17 protein-coding genes and 1 pseudogene are annotated in these 14,792 nt (G+C 68.8%); 4 read left to right on the top strand and 14 right to left on the bottom strand.

The features are described from left to right. The first annotated feature begins 127 nt into the window (after positions 1-127). The 3 genes from B2284_RS06435 (at position 128) to B2284_RS06425 (ending at position 3,718) form a co-directional block, all read left to right on the top strand. Positions 128-1,861 (top strand): fumarate hydratase, encoded by a 1,734-nt coding sequence (locus B2284_RS06435; protein WP_074045769.1) that lies wholly within the window; start codon positions 128-130, stop codon positions 1,859-1,861. Positions 1,862-1,891: 30 nt separating this feature from the next. Further along, complete coding sequence (locus B2284_RS06430) at positions 1,892-2,512, top strand: carbonic anhydrase (RefSeq protein ID WP_006946116.1); 621 nt, start codon at positions 1,892-1,894, stop codon at positions 2,510-2,512. A gap of 222 nt (positions 2,513-2,734) precedes the next feature. Then, positions 2,735-3,718, top strand: coding sequence for a malate dehydrogenase (locus B2284_RS06425; protein ID WP_131940637.1), 984 nt, complete (start codon positions 2,735-2,737; stop codon positions 3,716-3,718). A 142-nt stretch (positions 3,719-3,860) separates the two neighbouring features. Here the strand turns inward: B2284_RS06425 and B2284_RS06420 are convergent, their stop codons facing one another. From B2284_RS06420 to rplM, 4 genes are all read right to left on the bottom strand, one after another. After that, positions 3,861-4,838: an aminotransferase class I/II-fold pyridoxal phosphate-dependent enzyme gene (locus B2284_RS06420; protein WP_170957222.1), complete on the bottom strand. Its 978-nt coding sequence runs from the start codon at positions 4,836-4,838 to the stop codon at positions 3,861-3,863. Positions 4,839-5,000: 162 nt separating this feature from the next. Then, positions 5,001-6,356, bottom strand: coding sequence for a phosphoglucosamine mutase (gene glmM, locus B2284_RS06415; protein ID WP_038567134.1), 1,356 nt, complete (start codon positions 6,354-6,356; stop codon positions 5,001-5,003). A gap of 115 nt (positions 6,357-6,471) precedes the next feature. After that, positions 6,472-6,981, bottom strand: a complete 510-nt coding sequence (gene rpsI / locus B2284_RS06410; protein ID WP_006946115.1) for a 30S ribosomal protein S9 — start codon at positions 6,979-6,981, stop codon at positions 6,472-6,474. Positions 6,982-7,012: 31 nt separating this feature from the next. Next, on the bottom strand, positions 7,013-7,462 hold the full coding sequence (gene rplM / locus B2284_RS06405) for a 50S ribosomal protein L13 (RefSeq protein ID WP_006946227.1): 450 nt from the start codon (positions 7,460-7,462) through the stop codon (positions 7,013-7,015). Positions 7,463-7,747: 285 nt separating this feature from the next. Here rplM and B2284_RS06400 point away from each other — a divergent pair, with 285 nt between their 5' ends. Then, positions 7,748-8,317: a helix-turn-helix domain-containing protein gene (locus B2284_RS06400; RefSeq protein WP_038567131.1), complete on the top strand. Its 570-nt coding sequence runs from the start codon at positions 7,748-7,750 to the stop codon at positions 8,315-8,317. A 135-nt stretch (positions 8,318-8,452) separates the two neighbouring features. Here B2284_RS06400 and truA read toward each other — a convergent pair whose 3' ends face one another. The 10 genes and pseudogenes from truA to B2284_RS06350 form a co-directional block, all read right to left on the bottom strand. Further along, the gene (gene truA, locus B2284_RS06395; protein WP_136788539.1) at positions 8,453-9,301 is read right to left on the bottom strand and encodes a tRNA pseudouridine(38-40) synthase TruA; all 849 of its coding nucleotides are present in this window, start codon (positions 9,299-9,301) and stop codon (positions 8,453-8,455) included. A 90-nt stretch (positions 9,302-9,391) separates the two neighbouring features. Continuing rightward, positions 9,392-9,907, bottom strand: coding sequence for a 50S ribosomal protein L17 (gene rplQ / locus B2284_RS06390; RefSeq protein ID WP_062258623.1), 516 nt, complete (start codon positions 9,905-9,907; stop codon positions 9,392-9,394). A gap of 78 nt (positions 9,908-9,985) precedes the next feature. Beyond that, a complete protein-coding gene (locus B2284_RS06385; RefSeq protein WP_006946192.1) occupies positions 9,986-11,005 on the bottom strand; it encodes a DNA-directed RNA polymerase subunit alpha in 1,020 nt (339 codons plus the stop codon). A gap of 155 nt (positions 11,006-11,160) precedes the next feature. After that, a complete protein-coding gene (gene rpsD, locus B2284_RS06380; protein WP_006946058.1) occupies positions 11,161-11,769 on the bottom strand; it encodes a 30S ribosomal protein S4 in 609 nt (202 codons plus the stop codon). A gap of 44 nt (positions 11,770-11,813) precedes the next feature. Beyond that, complete coding sequence (gene rpsK, locus B2284_RS06375) at positions 11,814-12,221, bottom strand: 30S ribosomal protein S11 (RefSeq protein ID WP_006946182.1); 408 nt, start codon at positions 12,219-12,221, stop codon at positions 11,814-11,816. A gap of 65 nt (positions 12,222-12,286) precedes the next feature. Then, on the bottom strand, positions 12,287-12,661 hold the full coding sequence (gene rpsM / locus B2284_RS06370) for a 30S ribosomal protein S13 (RefSeq protein ID WP_006946278.1): 375 nt from the start codon (positions 12,659-12,661) through the stop codon (positions 12,287-12,289). A 267-nt stretch (positions 12,662-12,928) separates the two neighbouring features. Beyond that, complete coding sequence (gene rpmJ / locus B2284_RS06365; protein ID WP_006592630.1) at positions 12,929-13,042, bottom strand: 50S ribosomal protein L36; 114 nt, start codon at positions 13,040-13,042, stop codon at positions 12,929-12,931. Between the two features lie 88 nt (positions 13,043-13,130). Continuing rightward, a complete protein-coding gene (infA, locus tag B2284_RS06360) occupies positions 13,131-13,352 on the bottom strand; it encodes a translation initiation factor IF-1 (protein ID WP_006946284.1) in 222 nt (73 codons plus the stop codon). A 217-nt stretch (positions 13,353-13,569) separates the two neighbouring features. Continuing rightward, a complete protein-coding gene (locus tag B2284_RS06355; RefSeq protein WP_038567122.1) occupies positions 13,570-14,520 on the bottom strand; it encodes a type I methionyl aminopeptidase in 951 nt (316 codons plus the stop codon). After that, positions 14,520-14,792, bottom strand: a pseudogene (locus tag B2284_RS06350) (adenylate kinase); the annotation flags it as partial. The pseudogene B2284_RS06350 and the gene B2284_RS06355, both read right to left, overlap by 1 nt.

Raw genomic sequence — 14,792 nt, 5'->3', positions numbered from 1 at the left:
CCCGCCTGCGATCTGCGTCCACATCTGCGATTTTCGTCAGCATTCACACCCCACCCGCGCATGCCCTGACGGCGGCGCCGCCGGCTCGTCGGGCCGCAGCCGCGTCGCGCTCCGATAGTCTCCACGCATGGCTGATTTCGCGTACTCCGACCTGCTGCCCACCGGCGAGGACACGACCACCTACCGCAAGCTGACGAGCGACGGGGTGCGCACGCTCGAGGGCCCCGGCGGGCGCACCTTCCTCGAGGTCGACCCCTCGGCCCTGGAGACGTTGTCGGCCACCGCGATGCACGACATCGCGCACTACCTGCGTACGTCTCACCTCGCGCAGCTGCGCAAGATCCTCGACGATCCCGAGGCGAGCAACAACGACAAGTTCGTCGCGCTCGACCTGCTCAAGAACGCGAACATCGCGGCGGCGGGCGTCCTGCCGATGTGTCAGGACACGGGCACGGCGATCGTCATGGGCAAGAAGGGTTCGCAGGTGCTCGTCGCGCGTGACGAGCACGACCCCGCTCCCGACGAGGCGTCGCTCGCGAAGGGCGTCTACGACGCGTACACGAAACTCAATCTGCGCTACAGCCAGATGGCGCCGCTGACGATGTGGGACGAGAAGAACACCGGCTCGAACCTGCCCGCGCAGATCGAGATCTACGCCGACAGCCAGCCGGGCCACGAGACCACCTACAAGTTCCTCTTCATGGCCAAGGGCGGCGGCAGCGCCAACAAGTCGTTCCTGTACCAGGAGACGAAGGCGATCCTCAACCCCAAGCGCATGCTCGAGTTCCTCGACGAGAAGCTGCGCAGCCTCGGCACCGCCGCGTGCCCGCCGTACCACCTCGCCGTCGTCATCGGCGGCACGAGCGCCGAGTTCGCGCTCAAGACCGCGAAGTACGCGAGCGCGAAGTACCTCGACGAGCTGCCGACGTCCGGTGACGCCGCCACCGGCCACGGCTTCCGCGACCCGGAGCTCGAGGAGCAGATCCTCGAACTGACGCGCAACTTCGGCATCGGCGCGCAGTTCGGCGGCAAGTACTTCTGTCACGACGTGCGCGTCGTCCGCCTCCCGCGCCACGGCGCGTCGCTGCCCGTCGCGATCGCCGTCAGCTGCTCGGCCGACCGTCAGGTGCTCGGCAAGATCACGCGCGAGGGCGTGTTCATCGAGCAGCTCGAGACCGACCCGGCGCAGTTCCTGCCCGACGTCACCGAGGCGCACCTCATCGAGAGCGGCGACGAGGCAACCGGCGCGGGCTCGACCGGCAAGGGCGCCGCCGTCGACATCGACCTGAGCCGCCCGATGGACGAGATCCGCGCCGAGCTGAGCAAGCATCCCGTCAAGACTCGCCTTTCGCTGACGGGGACGCTCGTCGTCGCGCGCGACATCGCGCACGCGAAGATCAAGGAGCGCCTCGACGCCGGCGAGGAGATGCCGCAGTACCTCAAGGACCACCCGGTCTACTACGCAGGCCCCGCGAAGACGCCGGAGGGCATGGCGTCCGGTTCGTTCGGGCCGACGACGGCCGGGCGCATGGATTCGTACGTCAAGCAGTTCCAGGCCGCCGGCGGCTCGATGGTGATGCTCGCCAAGGGCAACCGCAGCGCCCAGGTGACGGAGGCCTGCCAGGAGTACGGCGGGTTCTACCTCGGCTCGATCGGCGGCCCGGCCGCGCGTCTCGCCCTCGACTGCATCAAGAAGGTCGAGGTGCTCGAATACCCTGAGCTCGGCATGGAGGCCGTGTGGAAGATCGAGGTCGAGAACTTCCCCGCGTTCATCGTCGTCGACGACAAGGGCAACGACTTCTTCGCCGCGACGGCGAAGCCCACCGCCATGACCATCACCACCCGCCCCGGCCTGAGCTGACGGCGCCGACGTCATCACCAAGGAGCCACCATGAGCAGCACCCTCACGCCGCAGCAGGCCTGGGACACCCTCGTCGAGGGCAACCGACGCTTCGTCTCCGGCACGACGCAGCGCCCGCACAGTGACGGCGAGCGCCGGCGCGAGCTCGTCGCCGGGCAGGCACCCCAGGCCGTCATCTTCGGGTGCGGCGACTCCCGCGTGCCGGCCGAGATGATCTTCGACCAGGGCCTCGGCGATCTGTTCGTCGTGCGCACCGCGGGCCACGTGCTTGACCCCAGCGTGCTCGGCTCGATCGAGTTCGGCACCGAGGTGCTGCGCGCACCGCTCGTCGTCGTGCTCGCGCACAAGAGCTGCGGCGCCATCAACGCGACGCTCGCCGCCGAGGAGACCGGCGACATGCCGCCGGGGTACCTCCACACGATCATCGAGCGCGTCATGCCGTCGATCCTGCACGGGCGCAAGCACGGGCTGACGACCGGCGAGCAGTTCGAGGCCGAGCATGCCCGGGCGACGAGCGAGCTCCTCCCCCAGCGCAGTCAGCTGATCCGTGATCGCATCGACGCCGGCCGGCTCGCCGTCGTCGCCGTGCACTACGACATCGGTGAGGGCGAGGCGCACGTCGTCGGCACCCTGGGTGACATCACGGCCTGATCGTCCGCCGCTGTCGCCATGCCGCCACCCCCAGCGGGTGGCGGCACGCCTGATGTCGCGGCACGCACAGGCTGCTGTGCGCCCCTCCCGGGCCACTCGCACACTCCGGGGCCTCGGGAGGGCCCGCAGGGACGTTCGGCCCTGACGCGGCGGGCCGGCTCGGCCTACCGTCAGTGGTGACCCGACGTCTCGTCCGGGAACCCGCCGACGAAATGAGCCGTCATGCCCAAGCCCGCCGTTCGCGTTGCCGTCAGCGGAGCCGCTGGCGCCATCGGTTACAGCCTCCTCTTCCGCATCGCCGCGGGTGAACTGCTCGGCCCCGACCAGCCCGTAGAGCTGCGCCTGCTCGAGGTCGACGAAGCGCTCCGCAAGCTGGAGGGCACCGTCATGGAGCTGCAGGACTGCGCGTTCCCAATGCTCGCAGGCACGGAGACCGGCTCCGACGCGCGCCGCATGTTCGACGGCGTCAGTCACGCGCTGCTCGTCGGCGCGAAGCCGCGCGGGCCGGGCATGGAGCGCGGCGACCTGCTCGAGGTCAACGGCCACATCTTCGGCCCGCAGGGAGAGGCGCTCAACGACGCTGCCGCCGATGAAGTGCAGGTCACCGTCACCGGCAACCCGGCGAACACGAACTGCCTCATCGCGATGCATGCGGCACGTGACATCCCGAACGAACGCTTCAGCGCGCTGACGCGCCTCGACCAGAACCGCGCCGTCGCGCAGCTCGCCGCGAAGACGGGTGCGAGCGTCACCGACATCCACGACGTCATCATCTGGGGCAACCACAGCGCCACGCAGTACCCGGACGTCACGCACGCGACGATCCATGGCCGTGCCGCGCGCCTCGAGGTGGGCGATGACGCCTGGCTCAACGACGTCTTCATCCCGACGGTCGCGAAGCGCGGCGCCGCGATCATCGACGCCCGAGGCGCGTCGTCAGCGGCGAGCGCCGCGAGCGCGACGATCGATCACGCCCGCGACTGGGCTCTCGGCACCGACCGGATCGTCTCCATGGCCGTGCCGTCGGACGGCTCCTACGGCGTGCCCGAGGGGCTCGTGTCGAGCTTCCCCGTCACCGTCACCGAGCGCGCCTGGCGGATCGTTCCCGACCTCACGATCGACGAGTTCAGCCGCGCCCGCATCGACGCGAGCGTCGCCGAGCTCGAGAGCGAGCGCGACGCCGTCCGCGCACTCGGGCTCATCTGAGCCCAACGACTCGCGGCGGCGCGTCAGGAGACCAGGGGGTTCCTGACGCGCGCCGACGTGCATCCCACGAACCGTAGGGCCCGAGCGACCGGGGCCGTCTGACGTAGCCGGCACGACTGGTGAACCGCAGGACGTCACAGCGTCATGACGAGCTACCGACGAACCTCACCATCCGGTCGAACGCCTCGTCGAGCTCATCGCTCGCGACAGCGAGGCTCATCCGCATGAACCGGTGCCCGTCGACGGGGTCGAAGTCGATCCCGGGGGTGATGGCGACGCCCGTCGCGGCGAGCACGTCGGCGCACCAGCGCGCGGAGTCGTCGGTGAGGTGCTCGACGTCGCACCAGGCGTAGAACGCGCCGTCCGGTGGCGCGTAGGTCGTCACCCCGATCTCGGGAAGGCGCCGCTGCACCAACTCACGATTGCGCCGGTACGTCTCGACGTGCTCCTCCAGCTCACCGCGTGCCGCCTCGCCGAGGGCCGCGAGCGCCGCATGCTGTGACACGGCCGGCGGGCAGATCGTGAGATTCGAGGCGAGAATGGCGACGCGTCGGCGCAGGTGCGCGGGCACGAGCATCCACCCGACGCGCCAACCCGTCATCGAGAAGAACTTCGACACCGAACCGATGACGGCGCCCTGGCGCGACGTCTGCCACGCGCTCGACGTCGCGCGCCCGAACGAGATGCCGTGGTAGATCTCGTCGCTGACGAGCAGCACGCCGTGCGCGTCGCACCAGCGCGCGATGGCTGCGAGTTCGTCCGCGTCGATGATCGTGCCCGTCGGGTTGGCGGGGCTCGCGACGACGAGCCCCTTCGGCGCGGCGCCGCGCGCGACACGTTCCGCCTCGAGCATCGCGACGGTGGGTTGGTAGCGCACCTCGGCGCCGCACGCGAGCGGCCGGATGCCGACCGTCTCGGTGTACCCGAGCGCATCGGCCTCGATCGCCGCGACGGCCGCCTCCCGGGCTGCGCGCGGCGCGCCCGTCGAGGGCTGGCCGGCGCACAGGCTGATGACGTCGCCGTGCGTACGCTGACGTTCCGCTGCCGCGGCGAGCACCTCCATGACGTGGAACGGCTCGACGTCGCTGCGTCGACTCGGCTGGGCGGCTGGCAGGCTCATGCCTGCCACTGTGACACACCCCGCACGCGTGACGGCCGTCGGCGCTGTCCGTCAGCTCCCGTCGACAGCTCGCCGGGCCACCACACGACTGGGAGGCACACGACTGCGCCCAGATGCACCCGGGTGCATCTGGGCGCAGGACGAAAGCGCGCAGCCGGCAGTTCAGTCGATCGACAGCTCGCGCTTGACGACGTCGGCGAGGTGCGTCGCGACGGCCTGCGCGCGTTCAGCGGTGTCGGCCTCGACCATGACGCGCACGACCGGTTCGGTGCCCGACTTGCGCAGCAGCACGCGCCCGGCGCCGGCGAGGTCGCTCTCGGCGGCGCGCACAGCGGCCTGCACGCCGTCGTGCGAATCGACGGCCGACTTGTCGACCCCCTTGACGTTGATGAGCTTCTGCGGCATCCGCTGCATGACGGCGCCGAGCTGGGCGAGCGAGCGCCCACTCGAGGCCACGCGGGCAGCAAGGAGCAGGCCCGTGAGCACGCCGTCACCGGTCGTGCCGTGATCGAGTGCGATGACGTGCCCCGACTGCTCGCCCCCGAGCGAGTACGACCCGCGGCGCATCTCCTCGAGCACGTAGCGGTCGCCGACACCGGTCTGCTTGACGGCGATGCCCTCGCGCTCCATCGCCTTGATCATGCCGAGGTTGCTCATGACCGTCGCGACGAGCGTGTCCTCGGCGAGCACGCCGCGCTCCTTGAGGTCGAGCGCGAGGATCGCCATGATCTGGTCACCGTCGACCACCTCACCCGTTCCGTCGACGGCGAGGCAGCGGTCCGCGTCACCGTCGAAGGCCACACCGAAGTCGGCTCCATTCGCGACGACCGCTTCCTGCAGCTTCTCCAGGTGCGTCGAGCCGTAGCCGTCGTTGATGTTGAGCCCGTCCGGCGTCGCACCGATGACGACGACGTCCGCGCCCGCGCGGCGGAACACCTCGGGCCCGACGACGGAGGCCGCGCCGTGCGCGCAGTCGACGACGATCTTGAGGCCCTCGAGGCGGTGCGGAAGCGCGCCGAGCAGGTGACCGATGTACTTCTCACCGCCCTCGGCGTAGGGATGCACACGACCGACCGACGCACCCGTCGGACGCTCGTACTCCTCGTGCAGGTGCGCCTCGATCGCGTCCTCGAGCGCGTCGGGCAGCTTGTGACCGCCGCGGCTGAAGAACTTGATGCCGTTGTCTGGCATAGCGTTGTGCGAGGCCGACAGCATCGCGCCGAGGTCGGCGTTCATCGTCGCCGTCAGGTAGGCGATGGCCGGCGTCGGCAGCACGCCCGCGTCGTAGACGTCGACGCCCGCGCTCGCGAGCCCGGCGACGGTGGCCGCACCGAGGAACTCCCCCGACGCGCGCGGGTCGCGTCCGACGACGGCGACAGGACGCTCGTGATCGGCCGAGACCTCCCCGGCCTCGACGAGTACCCGTGCTGCTGCGACGGACAGCCCGAGTGCGAGCTCTGCCGTGACGTCCTGGTTGGCGACGCCACGCACACCGTCAGTGCCGAACATGCGGCCCATGTGCCCCTCCTGAGGTCTTCGGAATCTCTCTCCACAATACGCGGCGGTACGCGAATCGCTCCGCACCCGGCGCATGGGCCGGATACGGAGCGATTCGAGCAGTGCAGCGCGTGGATCAGCGCTTGCTGAACTGCGACGCCTTGCGGGCCTTCTTGAGGCCGGCCTTCTTGCGCTCCGGAACGCGTGCGTCACGCGTGAGGAAGCCGGCCTTCTTGAGGATCGGACGGTTCAGCTCTTCGTCGACGCCGTTCAGCGAACGGGCGACGCCGAGGCGAACGGCACCGGCCTGGCCCGAGGGGCCACCGCCGTGCACGCGCACGAGGACGTCGTACGCACCGTCCAGCTCGAGCACCGTGAGGGGCTCGTTGACGATCTGCTGGTGCACCTTGTTCGGGAAGTACTCCTCGAGGGTGCGGCCGTTGATCTTCCACTCGCCCGTACCGGGGACGATGCGGACGCGGGCGATGGCCTGCTTGCGGCGGCCGGTCGCGGCGCCGGGCGCGGAAGCGGACGGGCGACGAACCTCGCCGTTCTCGCCGACGGGGCCGGTCGACTCGCTCGTGTATTCGGTCAGCTGCGGCTCGTCCGTCTCGAGGACGTCGAGCTCAACGTTCTGGTCTGCCACGGTTCTCCTAAGAATTCAGCAGCGCGCGCGATTACTGCGCGACCTGGGTGATCTCGAACGGCTTGGGCTGCTGCGCGGCGTGCGGGTGCTCGGCACCGCGGTACACCTTGAGCTTGGCGATCTGGGCGCGGCCCAGCTTCGTCTTGGGCAGCATGCCTCGGACGGCCTTCTCGACGGCCTTCTCCGGGTCCTTCGCCATGAGCTCCGTGTAGGAGGTCGAGGTCAGACCGCCGGGGAAGCCCGAGTGACGGTAGGCCTTCTTCTTCTCGAGCTTGGCGCCGGTGAGGGCGACCTTGTCGGCGTTGATGATGATGACGAAGTCACCGGTGTCGATGTGCGGCGCAAACGTGGGCTTGTGCTTGCCACGCAGCAGCGATGCAGTCTGGGACGCGAGGCGACCCAGAACGACGTCGGTGGCGTCGATGACGTGCCAGGTGCGGTCAGCCTGAGCCGACTCCTGGTTGGGGGTGAACGTACGCACGGTCGTTCCCTTCGTTCTGTCGTTGACGATGGGCGGCCACTTCGTGCGCGGTCACCGCCCGGGCGACAGCCCGCATGCGACCAGCTGCGACGAAGCAACAGTCATCCAGTCTACGGCAGATGCACACCCGGTCGAAATCGTGCAGTCATGACGTATCCCCTTGCGCCGCAATGTCTTTCACGGATCGCCACACCCGTCGATCGACGCGCTCCGGGTCGATCGCACAACTATTGTGCAAAATGGACGCCTCCGTCGTCGCGCCATCGACTCCGGTAGCCTCACGCCATGAACACGGCCGCGGGCAGCGACCCCTACCGCGTCATCGCCCATCCGATGCGTTCGCGCATCCTCGCGCACCTGCGTCTGCACGGCGGTTCGACGTCTGCCGAACTGGCCCGAGCCCTCGGCACGCACACCGGGGCGACGAGCTACCACGTGCGCGTGCTCGAGAGCGCAGGCCTGGTCGAAGACACCGGGCTCGGCAACGCGAAAACGCGCGTCTGGGCTCTCGTCGACGAATCGGACGACACCGATGACGCGAACGCCGGTGATGCCCTCGAGTTCCTCGACGACGCCGACGCCGAAGACGCGCGCTGGCTCGAGCACGACTTCATCACGCACGTCAGTGAGCGCGCCCACGCCTGGGTCGACGAGCAGGACGCCTGGCCCTACGTGTGGCAGGACGAGTGCCGCGCGTTCGACTCCCCCGTCCTCGTGAGCGAGGAGCAGATGAGCGCTCTGCGCTCCGAGATGGAGGCGCTTCTTGCGCGGTATCGCCGAGCCGGCGCAGGCACCCCGGGTGCGCGACGGGTCGCCGTCACCGTCGTCCCGCTGCCGTTGCCGAACGTCACGTGAGCACCGGCCCAGGCGAGCTCCATGACCGGCCGATGAATGCGAGCGAACGGGCCGAATCCACGCGTTCTGGCACTCGCGTCCGGCCACTCCGCTCGTATTCGCCGCGCTGACGTCGAGCCAGCGGTCGCGACGCGGTCAGGTTGCCCCATCGAGGTCAGCCGCCGAACGCATGACGCGCGACGCCGCATCGCGCGCCGCGAACTGATCGGGGCTCGGGTAGCTGACCTCCTCGAGGCACAGCCCGTGCGGCGGCATGACGACGACGCCCGGGTCGCGTCGCCCCGCAGTCAGTACCTGCGCGGGCCAGTCGATCGGGCGACGCCCCTCCCCCACCGGCACGACGCCGCCGATGAGGGCCCGCACCATCGAGTGGCAGAACGCGTCCGCCTCCAACCGCGCGGTGAGCACGCCGTCCGCCTCGCGCGTCCACGCGTAGTCGAGCAGCGTGCGGATCGTCGTCGCACCCTCGCGGGGCTTGCAGTAGGCCGCGAAGTCGTGCAACCCGACGAGCAGGGCCGACGCGGCGTTCATCGCGTCGACGTCCAGGTTTCGCTTGACGACGACGGTGTCGCGCCGGCGAAGCGGGTCGAGGCGCGCCGCATCGTCGAGCAGGCGATAGTTGTAGCGGCGCTTCAGCGCCGAGAAGCGAGCATCGAAACTCGCGGGCTGCTCACTGGCGGCCTTGACGACGACGTCCCCCGCCAGGACGCCGTTGAGGCGCGTGACGAGCGCCTGCGCGGGCGCACGCTCGCTTCGCCCCGGCAGCGCAGCCCACGCGTCGGCGTCGATGTCGCCGTGGCACACCCCACCGCGCGCGTGGACGCCGGCGTCGGTGCGCCCGGCCACCGTCAGCCGGACGTCGTCGCGGCGCAGGACGCGCGTGAGCGCACCCGTCAGTTCTCCCTCGACAGTGCGACGTCCGGGCTGGCGGGCCCACCCCGAGAAGTCGGTGCCGTCGTAGGCGAAGTCGATCCTGAAACGCATGCCGCCCAACCTATCCCGCGAACTCGACCACGGACGCGACGATGCCCGCCTCCCCCGAGGGGGAAGCGGGCATCGTGCGTGACAGGTCGATCAGGCGTCGCCGTCAGCCTTCGAGGCACCGCCGGACGTCTCCGTCGCGGCAGGGGTCACGGGCGTGACGTCCGCTGCCGGAGCGGCCGCAGCGTCTTCCTTGACCGCGCGCTTCGTGGCGGCCTCGGCCTCCTTGACCGTCGACTGCTTCGCGGAGTAGGCCTCGCGAACCAGTTCGATGACGACCATGGGGGCGTTGTCGCCCTTGCGCGGCGCGATCTTGGTGATGCGCGTGTAGCCGCCGGGACGCTCGGCCATGTCGGGTGCGATCTCCGTGAAGAGACGGTGCACGGCCGACTTGTCCGAGATCTTGCGCATCACGCGTCGACGCGAGGCGAGGTCGCCGCGCTTGCCGAACGAGATGAGGCGCTCAGCGTACGGACGCAGGCGCTTGGCCTTCGCCTCCGTCGTCGTGACGCGGTCGTGGGTGAACAGCTGAGTGGCCATGTTGGCCATGATCAGCCGCTCGTGCGACGGGCTGCCGCCGACGCGGGCGCCCTTCGTGGGGGTAGGCATGTTTTCTCCTTGGTCTACCGGTCAGCTGCGAGAATGCTCAACTCAGCGAGCAGGCTCACCGCTGTACCGAAAAGCTGCTCAGTACTGCTCGTCCTCGGCGAGGTCCGCGCCGTCGGCGTCCTCGTCGTAGCGGTCGGCGATGACGCTGGCGTCGAACCCGGGCGGGCTGTCCTTCAGCTGAAGGCCCATGTCGCGCAGCTTGTCGGCGACCTCGTGGATCGACTTCGAACCGAAGTTGCGAATGTCGAGCAGGTCGGCCTCGCTGCGGGACACGAGTTCACCCACGGTGTGGATGCCCTCGCGCTTGAGGCAGTTGTAGGAGCGGACGGTGAGGTCGAGGTCCTCGATCGGCAGAGCGAGGTCCTCGGCGAGCGCTGCGTCGGTCGGGGACGGACCCATGTCGATGCCCTCGGCCTCGACGTTGAGCTCGCGCGCGAGACCGAACAGCTCGACGAGCGTGGAGCCGGCCGAAGCCATGGCGTCACGCGGGGCCATCGAGTTCTTCGTCTCGACGTCGACGATGAGCTTGTCGAAGTCGGTGCGCTGCTCGACACGCGTGGCCTCGACCTTGTAGGTCACGGCCAGCACCGGCGAGTAGATGGAGTCGACCGGGATGCGGCCGATCTCCTGCTCCGCCGACTTGTTCAGCGCCGCCGAGACGTAGCCGCGGCCGCGCTCGACCGTCAGCTCCATCTCGATGCTGCCCTTGTCGTTCAGCGTCGCGATCTCGAGGTCGGGGTTGTGCACCTCGACACCGGCCGGGGGCGCGATGTCAGCAGCGGTGACGACACCCGCGCCCTGCTTGCGCAGGTACATCACGACGGGCTCGTCGTGCTCCGAGGAGACGACCAGACCCTTGATGTTGAGGATGACCTCGGTGACGTCTTCCTTGACACCGGGGATCGTCGAGAACTCGTGCTGGACGCCGTCGATGCGGATGCTGGTGACGGCGGCACCCGGGATGCTCGAGAGCAGGGTGCGGCGGAGCGAGTTGCCGAGCGTGTAGCCGAAACCCGGCTCCAGGGGCTCGATGACGAACCGCGAACGGCTCTCGGAAACCACGTCCTCGGAGAGCGTGGGGCGCTGTGCGATGAGCACTCTCGTTGTCCTTTCCTACGGCGACCACTATTTGACGCCGGGTGAACGAGCAGGAATCGAGTCCTGCGCCGGTGCGAGCTCTGTCTCTCGGACCGGCAGGTGGAAGGTGGCGCCTCACGCGGCGCGAAGCGCCACCTTCCGATGCGAAGCTCGGATCAGTTCTTCGAGTAGAGCTCGACGATGAGCTGCTCGGTGAGCTGGCTGTCGATCTGCTCGCGCGTCGGGAGCTGGTGGATCAGCACCTGCAGCGTGCCCGGGACGACGTGCAGCCACGCCGGAACGGGACGCTCGCCGAACGTCTCGCGAGCGAGCTGGATCGGGAACGCCTCGCGCGACTTCTCACGGACCGTGATGATGTCGTACTGCTCGACGCGGTAGGACGGGACGTCGACGCGCACGCCGTTGACCTCGAAGTGACCGTGCGTGACGAGCTGGCGGGCAGCGCGGCGCGTGCGGGCGAGGCCGGCGCGGTAGATGACGTTGTCCAGGCGGGACTCGAGGATGATGAGCAGGTTCTCACCGGTCTTGCCGGGGCGGCGCGCCGCCTCCTTGTAGTACCGGACGAACTGCTTCTCCATGACGCCGTAGGTGAAGCGGGCCTTCTGCTTCTCCTGCAGCTGGTGGAGGTACTCCTTCTCCTGGATTCGACCGCGGCCGTGCTGGCCGGGCGGGAAGGGGCGCATCTCGAAGTTCTTGTCACCACCGACGAGGTCGGTCTTGAGTCGACGCGACTTCTTGGTGATCGGGCCGGTGTAACGGGCCATGTGGGGTGTCTCCTAGTTCGTCTTCGTTCGCGGTGTCTGGGTGATCAGACGCGGCGACGCTTGGGCGGGCGGACGCCGTTGTGCGGCGTGGGCGTGACATCGCTGATCGCGCCGACCTCGAGGCCGGTCGCGGTGAGCGAGCGGATGGCGGTCTCACGACCGGAACCCGGGCCCTTGACGAAGACGTCGACCTTGCGCATGCCGTGGTCCATGGCACGACGCGCAGCGGCCTCGGCGGCCATCTGCGCTGCGTAGGGGGTCGACTTGCGGGAGCCCTTGAAGCCGACCTGGCCGGCGGACGCCCACGAGATCACGGCACCGGTGGGGTCCGTGATGGAAACGATGGTGTTGTTGAACGTGCTCTTGATGTGGGCCTGGCCCGCAGCAACGTTCTTCTTCTCCTTGCGGCGCACCTTCTTGGCGCCCGCGGCCATACGGCTCTTGGGAGGCATAGTTCGAATCTCCTGTTTCGACGCTCAGTTGAGGAAGTAGTCGTGATCAGCCGAAGCTGCTCGACTCACTTGGCCTTCTTCTTGCCGGCCACGGTGCGCTTCGGGCCCTTGCGGGTACGAGCGTTCGTCTTGGTGCGCTGACCGTGCACGGGCAGGCCACGGCGGTGGCGCAGACCCTCGTAGCTTCCGATCTCCACCTTGCGGCGGATGTCGGCGGCGATCTCACGGCGCAGGTCACCTTCGAGGCGGAAGCTTGCCTCGAGGTGGTCACGCAGCTTGACGAGTTCTTCCTCGGTGAGGTCGCGGACGCGCGTGTCCGGGTTGACGCCGGTCGCGGCCAGCGTCTCCTGGGCACGGGTACGCCCGACGCCGAAGATGTAGGTGAGGCCGACCTCGACGCGCTTCTCGCGCGGCAGGTCGACACCGATGAGACGTGCCATGTGTTCTCCTGATCATGAGCGGAGGTCTGGGGCAGCACCGTTCCCGCTATGGCGTGAGCCTCGATGCTCGTGATGAGCGGTGGGACTCGCGGGTCCTCGGCCTCCGCGCCGAGGGTGACGTCCACTGGCGTGTCTCTGGATCAGATCGCTCTGAGAGATCTCGACGATTCATCCTGTCGGATCCTCGTCAGAGCCCAGTGGGGCCGGGTGCTGCAGTTTTCATGTGTTGCGTCCTGGCGAAGACGCTGTGAGCTGGTGCTCGGTGGATCAGCCCTGGCGCTGCTTGTGGCGCAGGTTCTCGCAGATCACCATGACTCGGCCGTTGCGGCGAATCACCTTGCACTTGTCACAGATCTTCTTGACGCTCGGCTGAACCTTCATCTGCCTGCTGTCTTGTCGATCGCGCTCTCGACACACCAACACGCTGCGACCATGCGGACGCAGCGCGGGGAGCGAGAACTGGGTTGAATCAGCGGTAACGGAAGACGATACGGCCGCGGGTCAGGTCATAGGGCGAGAGCTCGACGACGACCCGGTCCTCGGGGAGGATCCGGATGTAGTGCTGACGCATCTTGCCCGAGATGTGAGCGAGAACCTTGTGACCGTTCGTGAGCTCGACCCGGAACATCGCGTTCGGGAGAGCCTCGACGATCGTGCCCTCGATCTCGATGACACCGTCCTTCTTGGCCATAGCCTCCGCATTTCGCTGCACGAAACCGTCCCGGATGGACGGAATCTGTTGGCCGGCCTGCCCGGTCGCGTGACGCTGAGCGCCACATACCACGACAGACCCTCCCTCAGTCTACGAGACGCGCTCGGCTTCCCCAAATCGCATCGACCCGCCTCCGTTCCGATGAGAGGGGCTCGAGCGTTGGGGGACCCGGACGGCGTCGCGTCCGCGTGGGCCCTCAGTCGTCCAGGCCGCCGTACAACCCGAGCGGCTCGAGACGCGAACGTCCGCCGTCCTGCGCCGTCAGCACCCACAGGCCCTTCTCCGTCACCGCCACGGTGTGCTCGAAGTGCGCGGCGAGGGAGCCGTCGTCGGTCTTGACGGTCCAGCCATCGTCGAGCTCATGCGTCTCGTACGTGCCGAGCGTGACCATCGGCTCGACGGCGACGACGAGACCAGGCTTCACCTTGGGGAGCCGCTCGTTGACGTACTCGTTGTAGACCGTTGGATCTTGGTGCAACTCACGACCCACACCGTGGCCCGTGTAGCCGTCGACGATCTCGAAGCTGGGCATCTCCGGCGGCAACCCCGCGAGGCGCTCCGGAGCGTTGAACTCCTCGAGCAGGTCTTGTACGCCCTCACCGACGTCGTTGAGGCGCTCGCCCACCTGAAGCGCCTCGATGCCGGCCCACATCGACGCCTCGGTCGCGAGCACGAGAGCGCGGCGCGGGTCGCCCTGCGCCCACGCCACGACACCCTCTCGTCTGATCGCCGGCTCATCACCCGCGTGACGCGCCGCCACGCGCTGCGCCGAGCTCGCGTCGTCCCTCGCCGCCCCGACGACGAACGTCAACGCCGAGTCGCCGTGCCACCCGTCGACGATCGCTCCGCAGTCGAGCGAGACGACGTCGCCGTCTTGCAGCACGCGCTCCCCCGGGATGCCATGGACCACCTCGTCGTTGACGGAGATGCACAGCGTCGCGGGAAAGCCGTTGTACCCGAGGAACGACGGCGTCGCACCGCGTTCGAGCATGTGGGCGTGGGCGATGGCGTCGACGTCCTTCGTCGTCATGCCCGCGCGCGTTCCGAGTGCCGACGCGCGAAGCGCCGAGCCGGTCACGAGACCGGCCCGGCGCATCGCGCGGATGTCGTCACTCGACTTGAGATCCAGTCGGGTGCGTCCGAACATCAGTTCTTCGCCGCGACCTCGTCGAGTGCCGCGCCGATCCGCGCCTCGACCTCGTCGATCGAGCCCATGCCGTCGACCTGGACGAGGAGGCCACGCTCGGTGTAGGCGGCGGCCAGCGGCGCCGTCTCGCGCACGTAGAGCTCCTGACGCTCGCGGATGACCTCTTCGGTGTCGTCCGCACGGCCCGACGTCTCGGCGCGCTTGAGCAGGCGCTGCACGAGCTCCTCGCCATCGACGGTGAGTTCCAGGGCCGCGTCGAGGGCCTGGCCCTT

This window comes from Dermacoccus sp. UBA1591, assembly GCF_002322065.1.
GTDB classification, from domain to species: domain Bacteria; phylum Actinomycetota; class Actinomycetes; order Actinomycetales; family Dermatophilaceae; genus Dermacoccus; species Dermacoccus nishinomiyaensis.
Note: the sequence above shows the minus strand (reverse complement) of the source record. Positions and strands in the feature narration are given on the sequence as shown.